The organism is Bacteroides sp. AM16-13 (assembly GCF_003602705.1).
Taxonomy (GTDB): Bacteria; Bacteroidota; Bacteroidia; order Bacteroidales; family Bacteroidaceae; genus Bacteroides; species Bacteroides xylanisolvens.
The window spans coordinates 171,414-182,017 of record NZ_QTLK01000013.1; the positions used below are offsets into that span (position 1 = coordinate 171,414).

At 38.6% G+C, this 10,604-nt stretch carries 9 protein-coding genes; 2 read left to right on the top strand and 7 right to left on the bottom strand.

The genetic code is table 11. The annotated features are described in order from the left end of the window. The first annotated feature begins 60 nt into the window (after positions 1-60). Entirely contained in the window at positions 61-1,500 is a 1,440-nt protein-coding gene (gene cls / locus DW173_RS12645; protein WP_061447537.1) for a cardiolipin synthase, read from the top strand. Between the two features lie 24 nt (positions 1,501-1,524). Here cls and DW173_RS12650 read toward each other — a convergent pair whose 3' ends face one another. The 3 genes from DW173_RS12650 to DW173_RS12660 are packed head-to-tail and all read right to left on the bottom strand — an operon-like array spanning position 1,525 to position 3,505. Continuing rightward, complete coding sequence (locus DW173_RS12650) at positions 1,525-2,058, bottom strand: RsmD family RNA methyltransferase (RefSeq protein ID WP_004314595.1); 534 nt, start codon at positions 2,056-2,058, stop codon at positions 1,525-1,527. Further along, the gene (locus DW173_RS12655) at positions 2,049-2,819 is read right to left on the bottom strand and encodes a DUF3822 family protein (RefSeq protein ID WP_004311006.1); all 771 of its coding nucleotides are present in this window, start codon (positions 2,817-2,819) and stop codon (positions 2,049-2,051) included. Before DW173_RS12655 ends, DW173_RS12650 begins: the two co-directional genes overlap by 10 nt. Further along, positions 2,819-3,505, bottom strand: a complete 687-nt coding sequence (locus DW173_RS12660) for a hypothetical protein (RefSeq protein WP_004301363.1) — start codon at positions 3,503-3,505, stop codon at positions 2,819-2,821. Before DW173_RS12660 ends, DW173_RS12655 begins: the two co-directional genes overlap by 1 nt. A 95-nt stretch (positions 3,506-3,600) precedes the next feature. On the opposite strand from DW173_RS12660, the gene DW173_RS12665 reads away from it, so the two are divergent. Continuing rightward, a complete protein-coding gene (locus DW173_RS12665; protein ID WP_117685262.1) occupies positions 3,601-5,019 on the top strand; it encodes an ATP-dependent RecD-like DNA helicase in 1,419 nt (472 codons plus the stop codon). A 267-nt stretch (positions 5,020-5,286) separates the two neighbouring features. Here DW173_RS12665 and DW173_RS12670 read toward each other — a convergent pair whose 3' ends face one another. From DW173_RS12670 to DW173_RS12685, 4 genes are read right to left on the bottom strand one after another with little or no spacing between them, the layout of a single operon-like run. Further along, positions 5,287-6,789: a BACON domain-containing protein gene (locus DW173_RS12670; protein WP_004311004.1), complete on the bottom strand. Its 1,503-nt coding sequence runs from the start codon at positions 6,787-6,789 to the stop codon at positions 5,287-5,289. Positions 6,790-6,821: 32 nt separating this feature from the next. Further along, positions 6,822-8,246 carry a BT_3987 domain-containing protein gene (locus DW173_RS12675; RefSeq protein ID WP_004301366.1) on the bottom strand — a complete coding sequence of 475 codons (1,425 nt, stop codon included), beginning with the start codon at positions 8,244-8,246 and terminating at the stop codon, positions 6,822-6,824. Between the two features lie 25 nt (positions 8,247-8,271). Next, positions 8,272-9,438 carry a DUF1735 and LamG domain-containing protein gene (locus DW173_RS12680; RefSeq protein WP_117685264.1) on the bottom strand — a complete coding sequence of 389 codons (1,167 nt, stop codon included), beginning with the start codon at positions 9,436-9,438 and terminating at the stop codon, positions 8,272-8,274. Positions 9,439-9,449: 11 nt separating this feature from the next. Next, positions 9,450-10,535, bottom strand: coding sequence for a glycoside hydrolase family 18 (locus tag DW173_RS12685; protein WP_117685265.1), 1,086 nt, complete (start codon positions 10,533-10,535; stop codon positions 9,450-9,452). Between the last annotated feature and the right edge of the window lie 69 nt (positions 10,536-10,604).

Genomic DNA, 10,604 nt, shown 5'->3' on the forward strand with positions numbered 1-10,604 from the left:
TGTTAATCCGAGAATTTACTCTATATTTGTTGTTTAGTATCCGTATGAAAGGAGATTCCTATGATTGATTGGAACTATATGCTTAGCCAGATAGCAACAGTGGCTTTTGATATTCTTTATTTTGGAGCCATTATCGGTACGATTGTCATCATCATTCTTGACAACCGGAATCCGGTTAAAACCATGGCATGGATACTCATATTACTTTTCCTTCCTATTGTCGGACTTGTCTTTTATTTTTTCTTTGGGCGGAGTCAACGTCGCGAACGTATCATTGGGCAAAAAAGCTACGACCGCTTATTGAAGAAACCAATGGCCGAATATCTCGCACAGGATTGTTCGGACGTTCCTTATGAATACTCCCGTCTTATTCAGCTTTTCCAGCAAACGAATCAAGCGTTTCCATTTGAGGGGAACCGTGTGGCAGTCTATACCGAAGGATATACCAAACTTCAATCATTGTTGCGTGAACTGCAAAAAGCGAAGCAGCATATCCACATGGAATATTACATCTTTGAAGATGACGCTATCGGGCGTATGGTCAGGGATGTGCTGATAGAAAAAGCTTCTCACGGGGTTGAAGTACGGGTTATCTATGATGATGTAGGTTGCTGGCATGTGCCTAACCGTTTTTTTGAAGAAATGCGCAATGCCGGTATTGAAGTCAGGAGCTTTTTGAAAGTACGTTTTCCCTTATTTACCAGTAGGGTGAATTACCGCAACCATAGAAAGATTGTCGTTATTGACGGACGCGTGGGCTTCGTTGGGGGAATGAACCTGGCAGAACGTTATATGCGTGGCTTTTCTTGGGGGATTTGGCGAGATACGCATATCATGTTGGAAGGCAAGGCAGTGCATGGTTTACAAACGGCTTTTTTGCTTGATTGGTATTTTGTAGACCGTACGTTGATAACCGCTTCCCGTTATTTTCCGAAGATTGACTCTTGCGGAAGTTCTTTAGTGCAAATTGTCACGAGTGAGCCTATCGGGCCATGGAAAGAAATCATGCAGGGATTGACTGTTGCCATTACCAGTGCAAAAAAATATTTCTATATGCAAACACCTTATTTTTTGCCTACAGAACCAATATTAGCAGCTATGCAAACAGCAGCATTGTCTGGGGTGGATATACGCTTGATGTTACCGGAACGTGCAGATAACTGGATAACTCATCTTGGATCGCGTTCTTATTTGGCAGATGTGATGCAGGCAGGTGTTAAGGTCTATTTTTATAAGAAAGGTTTTCTACATTCTAAGCTGATGGTTTCAGATGATATGCTTTCCACTGTAGGCTCTACCAATGTTGACTTCCGTAGCTTTGAGCATAACTTTGAGGTGAATGCTTTTATGTATGACGTAGAAACTGCCCTTGAAATGAAAGAAATATTTCTTCAGGACCAGCGCGAAAGTACACAGATCTTTTTGAAGAATTGGGGCAGACGTTCGTGGAGACAAAAAGCTGTGGAGTCTATCGTGCGTTTATTGGCTCCGCTACTTTAATAAGGATGAAATTGTATTTGGATCTTATCTGAATAGTGAGAAGTTCACACTTCCATACACCCTTCTCTCAAGGAAATGTGGATTTTCTTCGAAATTATTATCTTTTCCATGCTCCAGTACCAATAATCCTCCTTCTTTGAGAAGATTATTCTGAAAGATTAATTCGGGTATTGTTTCCAACTCTTTTAAAGCGTAGGGAGGATCGGCAAAGATGAAGTCGAACTGTTCGCGGCCATTTTTGATAAACTTGAATACATCTCCGCGTATCGGCAGACATTTGTCTGTCTGCACCTCTTTCATAATTTTGCAGATGAATGAGTGATGTGCAGGATCTTTCTCAATGCTGATAACACGGTCGCATCCGCGGGATACCAATTCGATACTGATGCTTCCCGTTCCGGCAAACAAATCAAGAGCTGTTATTCCTTCTTCAAAATCGATATAGTTATTGAGTACATTAAACAGATTTTCTTTGGCGAAATCTGTCGTAGGGCGTGCTTTAAATGTCCGAGGCACGTCAAATCTTCTTCGTTTGTAAATACCGCTGATTACTCGCATGTTAATAAGGCTTGCATGTCAATATTAGTTGCAGGATTCATGATGAATACCTGTAGGATAAACTTTTTCAATTCACTCATTAAAACGTCTTTCTCCGGAAGTATTCCGGTTAGGTGTAACTCATCCCGTTCCTGATTAAACTCCAGTTGTTTCCAGGCGTACAATAAATAGTAAATACGGTCTTCTGTGTGCGTACATTCAAAGGAATTAGCCAGAAGCAGATGTCCTCGTTCAAAACAATAGATGTCAATGCCGTCTTTGCGTATAGAAGCATACATCTTCTTACTGTTTCCCAATCTGCTTTTTACAGAAAAATAATCGATGAATGGAGTAGATTGAGAATAGAAACGAGCTTCGGGATATTGTTCATTCAAAAAGGTCTGTGCGCTTTTGTCTATGCCGAAGATGACAGCTACATTATTCTTTCTTAGAATATTATAGAGCACCGTTTCGTTTTCTTTTTTCTGATGATTATGATAAAACAGAAGTTCCGCCTGTTCCTCTTCAAACAATTCTAATGGCGCAATCGTAAAACGCTTGCCTGCCATCATAATGTTTACTCGTTTGTAAGGATGATTGAGGAAATCCGATTCGTGAAAGAGTGTTTTTAGATTTGCTGTAAGGGATGAAGACGCATTTATCTCTTTCTCTATTATTGAAAGCGAATCGTCATGAATCGGGTTATAGATAGAAAAAGAAAATCCATCCGTACTAAGACGGATGGATAAAGTATATTGTTTTGATTTAGTAAAATCAATCATTATTCCCAGTTACCAGCACCATTGTTTGGAGTATCGATAGAACCTACCATCAAGCCGCTATATTTGCCTAGTTTAGAATCCAGGTCTTTTAGGTTGATGATTTCTTGTTTGTCAAGTCCGCTCAAATAAGTTTCGTATGGAGCTTTCACTTCGAACAAATATACCGGAGCACCAGACTTGGCAGTGTCATTTTTCACGTTCATTTCGAATTGAGCACCATTTCCGTGAGGAATATATTTCATAGAGTCGGCATTGAATCCTTTGGGATAGATAGTATCCAATACAGCTACCCACATAGTGTCACGTTTGAAGTTTTCAAGTCCCCATTTCTTAACTTCATCGTATCTACCGGTTTTCTTTGCTTTTTCGATGATAGCCATGGCTTTCTTTTCAGTCAGTCCATCTTCCAATTGCTTGTCAGTTAACATTCCCATCTTCATAACGAACGGCAATTTTTGATTTTTAACGAAATCAATCAGTGTGTCTAATTTGGGTGCATACATTCCGCGGTGCAGCGAACGGTATTCCTGCTGTGCCTTACGGATGTCGATCAAACGGGCAATGACTGCTTTTTCTCTTTCTTTTTTTGCGTTTTCAAAATTGATAGGACCCATAATGCTGGTGTAACAGATGTAAATCAGTGCAGCAGCACAAAGCACCAATACAATATTAAATACTGTTTTCATGATAAATTATGTTTTTAGTTGTTATATTCGCATCGCAAAAATAGAATAAATAAATTTAAATACGATAGTTCCTCGAACTTTTTTCTCGTACAAAAATGATAAATAACTATTTAGAAAGGCAAATTAAGGAAAATTTTCCTTATCAGCCAACTTTAGAGCAGGAAATTGCTGTAAAATCTCTTTCAGAGTTTCTGCTGTCCACACTGGCAGATGAAGTCTTTATCTTAAGAGGGTATGCTGGTACTGGTAAAACATCGTTGGTAGGGGCATTGGTGAAAACGATGGATCAGCTGCAGCAGAAATCTGTATTGTTGGCTCCTACAGGACGTGCGGCAAAAGTTTTTTCAGTGTATGCAGGACATCCGGCTTTTACTATTCATAAAAAAATATATAGACAACAATCTTTTTCTAATGAACTTAGTAACTTTTCGATCAATGACAATTTAGCTACCAATACATTGTTTATTGTCGACGAGGCTTCCATGATTTCAAACGAAGGACTGTCGGGCAGTATGTTTGGAACAGGACGTTTATTGGATGATTTGGTGCAATTTGTTTATTCAGGACAGGGATGTCGTCTCTTGTTAATGGGTGATACCGCGCAGCTTCCTCCGGTAGGAGAGGGGTTAAGCCCGGCACTTTTTTCCGATGCATTGAAGGGGTATGGACTTGAAGTACGTGAGATTGATCTTACTCAAGTAGTCCGTCAGGTGCAAGAATCCGGAATATTATGGAATGCCACACAGTTGAGGCAATTGATAGCAGAGGATGATTGTTATTCTCTGCCTAAGATAAAAATAGCAGGTTTTCCTGATATTAAACTGGTGCCGGGAACTGAACTGATAGAGGAACTAACTAATTGCTACGATCATGATGGTATGGATGAGACGATTGTTGTCTGTCGTTCCAATAAACGTGCAAACCTATATAACAATGGAATACGTGCTCAAATTCTTTGGCGTGAAGATGAATTGAATACAGGAGATATGTTGATGATAGCCAAAAATAATTACTATTGGACGGAGAAATATAAGGAGATGGATTTTATAGCTAATGGAGAAATTGCAGTTGTCCGGCGTGTTCGTCGAACTCGTGAAATATATGGTTTTCGTTTTGCCGAAGTTACTCTCCGCTTTCCTGATCAGAATGATTTTGAATTGGATGCGAATCTATTATTAGACACTTTACATTCGGACTCACCTGCATTGCCGAAAGAAGACAATGACCGATTGTTCTATGCGGTACTTGAGGATTATATAGATATTCCAAACAAAAGAGACCGGATGAAAAAGATGAAAGCCGATCCGCATTACAATGCTTTGCAGGTGAAATATGCATACGCAATAACCTGTCATAAAGCGCAAGGCGGACAGTGGCAGAATGTGTTTTTAGATCAGGGGTATATGACAGATGAGTATTTGACTCCGGATTATTTCCGGTGGTTGTATACAGCTTTTACTCGGGCGACAAAGACACTGTATTTGGTGAATTACCCGAAAGAGCAGGTGGAATAGTTTTGTTTTTTGAATGACTCTTAATCTTTATATGATTTAGAGTTTTAAGGTTACATTGATTATATAATCAGTTGATTTCAATATTGTTGGATTCAAAAAGGTCTTTGAGTACTGGTTGTGGTTTGTTTATAGATGAAAAGAGTATTTTAAGATAAGAGCTAGCATTAGATAAAAATAGATAGCAATAATCCCTTTATTTGACTCTATTCACAGATTTGGAAAGAGTAAATAAAGGGATTCTCTATAAATTATTTCTCTATATATTAATTATTTGTAAACAATAGTAGTTGCATCATTCTTAGTTAACTTTGGTATCACTTGACCAGTCTTTAAATAAAGAGTCTTAATTTTGCTGCTACGATTGGCGTTTAAGTTTGTTAATGCTGGACATTCCGAAGCATCAATTGACGTAACATAATCATAACTTGCATACCAGGAAACAAGACTTAAATCCAAAGACTCAAGTTTACTACTGATGACTTTAAGACTTTCTGCCTCCGAATAAACATAGCTACCTCCTGCATTGAAACTAGTAATTGGATTATCTCCCAAATTATACTCTTCACAAATAGTAGGGCTATTAAATGTGAGTGATGATACCTTATGTAAACCTGAAATATCAAGCTTTTTCATGTTTGAACAATAACCTAAACGTAATGAAGTCAGGTTAGGGAAATACTCTATTCCGGTTAAATCTTTAATCTGGTTAGAGTATGAGGTGTTAGAGAATGAAGTTGCGTTTAATCCTTCTTCAAGAATAATACATTTGGTATCATCAATAGGGAGAGCCCAACCGTTAGATATACAAAGTGCTCGAAGAACGGCATCTGGAATTTCCACAGGGCTGGCGTCCGGATCTTTTTGAACAATAGCAATATCTTTTACTAATGTACCACTGGTTTGGGCAATATGAATTGTACCTCCACGCGAAGCTGGTGATGCGGATAGTTTATAAGTAACAGTAACCGTAGTCAAACCATCATCGCCTTTTTGTGGTTCGGAAATTGATTGATCAGTAATCCAATCTTTCCCTTTTGTTATGGAAATAGCGTAATTGACGTTGTATTTCACTTTAAAAGAGATAGTTCGTGCTGTTAGATCATATGTTAAAGTGTTACTTTCGGTGATAATTGCATCTGTTTGTTTTTGATTAATATCTACATTGACACTTTCAGTAACGAGTGGGCTTGAGATTGTAATTTTTGTACTACGATCTTTATATGTCTTGTTCTCGGCAGCAGTGAATGATAAAGTTACTTTGCCACCGAATTCATTACGTCTATCGAATGTCAGCCACTCTTTACCACCGTCACTATATGTTATCGTTGGGTCGGCCACATTGGTATTAAGTTGAATTCTCACAGTACTTTTTTCTTTAGTAATAGAAAGAGCTTCGTCAGAAAGTAAATCCATTATATATGCAGGTTGAGACTCTACTTGTAGTGGCACAACTGAAGAACCTGTGAAAAACTTGAAGGTTGCAGTACGCTTTTCATCTAATTTGTTAGGATCGATGGTAAAAGTAACTACATCACCATCTTTACCTGAAGTTATTGACGGATGTGCCCAATCACATATTCCTGACAACCGCCAGTTATCGGAGCTTGTTACAGTAACTGTAGCATCCCCTCCATTTTTATCCACTTGGAGTATATTGGTCGATAGTGAGATTGTTGAATTACCATTATTGATTGATTCATCATCATCAGAACAACCCCATAGTAGGAGGGATACCGATAACACTATCATTAAATTCTTAAATAATTTCATATCTATTCTTTTTAAGGTAAAATATACATTAATCAGTTAATAGCTTCACGTTCTGTACTATTCTTTTTATAATAGTAACTTGGATAAACTAATGTTTCATCGTACAAACCTTTACAAACGGATTGGCATCTATATACTTGTGAACCATATAATGATGGGTCAAGTGCGAAGAACATGTAGTATCCATAACCAGCTTCTTTTCTAGAACGCGCTGTAGATTCACTTGAGTTGCCACTGCCTCGTCTTAGTTCTATTGACATACCAGCACACTGTTTCAATGTCATACCGGTACCTGGCCCAGCAGCACCACCATAGTCAGCTACAGCATAATCGCAATACTGACCAGGTTCGATACCATCGATAACTTGGAGACTACTTGAATACATGTTGCCAAGGTTATAGAGCGAGACAATTTTTTCCGGCATGACAGCTTTACATTCATACATTAATCGTGAACCTGCATAAGCTGATGGGCTTGCAAGCCAGGGGTTTGAAAGGTCTGGTGAGTTCGAATATTCGTCATCGAAAGCGACGCCGTCCAGATTATAAGCACGGCAATAAGCTGCCAGTTCCCGGGCGAATTCCCTAGCTCCCATATCCGAAAGTTGAGCGACACCAGCTTCGTCATGATTACCAAGGATGCTGATAATAATTTTCATACCAGCTTTACGCAATGGTTGTAGATACTTATCATTATTGTCGAGCAAGAATTGAACATTTTCATTGTTCGCTAAATATACTCGTTGTTTCTCTGGATCCCAATTGATATTAGCAGCAAAAAGTACGATATGGTCGAAAAAATATTTACCACTTTCAGTCAGAAACTCAAGGGCATTGAGCGGGTTAGTATCATTAACTTCGAAATAAAGAACTGTTTGTACCGCATCTTCTCCTTTGTTAGTATTAGGTTTGTTGCGATAATCTTGAACGAGAAGCACCATATGCTTGGACGTTTCAGTAAATGTTACTCCTTCAGTAGAAGATGTTACTGTCAAAGGTACTATGTAGGTTTTATCCTCTTCCATTCCATCAAACGCAGTCAGTGTAACTTTCACGCTTGGGGTAACTTTATCATCTGGGGCAAGTACAAAAGTACCATTATTTGCGATTTTCACATTAGCGGCAGGAAACACTTCGAAATCCGTTTCATGGATAGTGTTGTATATAGCTGCATATGATTCCTCGACAGCTATTTGAACATCTACTCCTTTTTGAGGTAGTTTAGAAAGACGGAATACCACATTAGTGCTATATTCATTATTTCGGAGCTCGATTACCGAACTGTTTTTATTCGTATTTTCGTCCAATAATAATCCGCTCAGTTGAGTCGATGCCAAATAAGAAGATTCATCTATCTTGTTTCCTATTTCAATGTCTTCCTCACAAGATGTGAAGGTTGCCATAGTGAACATTACCACTGGCAGGAAAGCATATTTGATATTGTTTATCATATTCATATTCAATTCTTAGTTAAATGATTTATTATTGAGGCAATGAAACAGATTCCCATTTAGGTTCTTTTTCGATTGTCAAATCATAGCCACTCACGCTGTAATCTTTAGCTACTGTACCCGAACCTTCGTCGAATTTCCAATATGCAATGAGCCCTTCCGATTCAGGTTCTATTGTGTAGAAGTGATTTGTTGCCTGAATTTCTTCTGCTGTTAATGCACGATTCCAGATTCGTACTTCGGAAACGACGCCATCAAAATAGCGGTCATCTTTATAGGAATAACCTACCCAGAAACAACGTGAGCCGTCTTCCTCATTGGTATGTTTAGCACCAAGACTAACAGAACTCTTTCCCGTTGAACCGGAAAGCTTTTCTACGCCATTGATATATACTTTGACATTACCTTTATTGAATGCGACAGCTACATGATACCACTTGCCACTTTCAAGTTGAAGGTCTGCGCTTGTACAATTGTTAACAGAAGTAGCTACTTGAAGTTGGTTATTCGGAATGGTTGCGTCACCGATACGGAGCAAATAATTGCTTTCGATACCCATCAACGTGTTCAGAGTATTAGGGAATGAATTGGCCTTGAACAGTATCTCCATCGTATTCTCCGTTAGATTATTGAATTTGGAGTCATTCTTGAAGTCCGGATAAGCACGATTACGACTGATATTACATACCACATTAATAAGTGATGCTCCGCGGAATACATAATAATATGTCTTAGCACTTTGCAAAACGCTGATTCCTTCCACTGATTTAATAGTGACTGGAAGCACATAAGTGGTTTTGATATCAAGTTCTCCTGTATTAATGAATTCAATAGGCAATTCTGGACTAACTATACTACCTGATTTGATGGTAGTCGAAGTTTCTGGCATTGAATAATGCTCTTCGGAAAGAAGTACTGCAGTTTCATCATAATATGCCAGTTTATAAGTTGATAAAAGTTCGGGAGCAGGTGACATAGTCACTTTGATATCATGTTCTTCAGGCTTTGCTATGGCTACTGAAAGACCAGTTTCTACATTTGTATCACCAGCCTTGAACAGTATTTCCTTAGTAAAGTTCGATGCCGAAATGAAGAGTTTATTGTCATAATGCTGTTCATTTTCATCGTTGTTCTGGCAACCGGCAAGAATTATTGAGAAACCGGCAAGAGCTGTAAATATTAAATTGTTTAATTTCATAAGGCAGTTTTTTATTTAACGGTTGGACTCAATATACTTATAGCTTCTTTTAAGGTTGGGTATACATTGCTGGCATTAAAATAGTCTTTTTCCGCTGCATCAATTGAAATTCCAGCTTTGGTGTAGTCAGGCGTCTTTGCCACTGCCCATTGAGCAGCTCCAATGATGGCAGATGAGCCATCTCCGAGTTCACCATTGTAACTCCCCGAATTGGTAAGATAAGGCGTTGTTACTCCCATGATGAAGCGGTCGGTTGGTACGTTTTTTGCTGATGCCATGAGTATGAGATAAGACATCTCGTATTGGTTTTTTGCTCCATGCGCATTGACAATGATGTATTTACAATCAGAAAGCAGACTTTTACCAATAACGTTCTGCGGGTAACCTTTGAAAAGCAAGTCCTTATTAGTATTCGCAACTTTCCAGTTAGCTACCGCGTCAAAGAATGCTCCTTGACGTGCTGTTTCAGTGGCAATTTCATTCTCTTCAACAAGCGAATTGAGGTCGAAGCCTGTATAATTCACTACAATTCCATCTACATCCAAAGCGTTACTTGCGGCGATTTGTTTAGCGATCTCACTTTTACAGTATTCAATAAAACGTGTTGCATCGTCGACAGTCTCTTCTCCTTCTTCTCCATTTTCTGTTTCATCAGATTCGGGATTAGGTACAGCGTTGGCTGCTTCTTCTTCAAGAATCTTTTTCCATGCACTTTCTATAGCATCGAAATCAACTAATCCCAATACTTTTGTACCCAATCGACGTACTTCCTTCATCTCAGATATATTTGCCTGATTTACTTCCATTGTATTGTTTAGACAAATATAGTCGAGACTGTCAGGCATATCAGTAAGGTGTTGACTGCGTGAGGTTGTTACAGTGCTTACATTATTAACTGAAACAATTACTACCTGATGGTCTGTTGCTTTAAAGTTGTTGAGAGATTCCAGGTATTGGGCATAAAGTTCCGGATTTTGTTCCTCCATAGAAGGAGTATGTATATTGATGCTTTCTGGGTCTGTCCAGTCAGAACACGAGAACTGCATCATAGAGCATGCCAGCATTACAGGCATGAGATATTTTATTTTTCTTCTCATATATGCTATAATTAAGGTAATTTTATTTGTATAATCTAATATACTAAGTACTCTAAGTACTTGGTAAAT

Coding starts and splice junctions, on each gene's coding strand:
- cls (WP_061447537.1), top strand. CDS start 61: ATGATTGATTGGAACTATATGCTTAGCCAGATAGCAACAGTGGCTTTT.
- DW173_RS12650 (WP_004314595.1), bottom strand. CDS start 2,058: ATGCGAGTAATCAGCGGTATTTACAAACGAAGAAGATTTGACGTGCCT.
- DW173_RS12655 (WP_004311006.1), bottom strand. CDS start 2,819: ATGATTGATTTTACTAAATCAAAACAATATACTTTATCCATCCGTCTT.
- DW173_RS12660 (WP_004301363.1), bottom strand. CDS start 3,505: ATGAAAACAGTATTTAATATTGTATTGGTGCTTTGTGCTGCTGCACTG.
- DW173_RS12665 (WP_117685262.1), top strand. CDS start 3,601: ATGATAAATAACTATTTAGAAAGGCAAATTAAGGAAAATTTTCCTTAT.
- DW173_RS12670 (WP_004311004.1), bottom strand. CDS start 6,789: ATGAAATTATTTAAGAATTTAATGATAGTGTTATCGGTATCCCTCCTA.
- DW173_RS12675 (WP_004301366.1), bottom strand. CDS start 8,246: ATGAATATGATAAACAATATCAAATATGCTTTCCTGCCAGTGGTAATG.
- DW173_RS12680 (WP_117685264.1), bottom strand. CDS start 9,438: ATGAAATTAAACAATTTAATATTTACAGCTCTTGCCGGTTTCTCAATA.
- DW173_RS12685 (WP_117685265.1), bottom strand. CDS start 10,535: ATGAGAAGAAAAATAAAATATCTCATGCCTGTAATGCTGGCATGCTCT.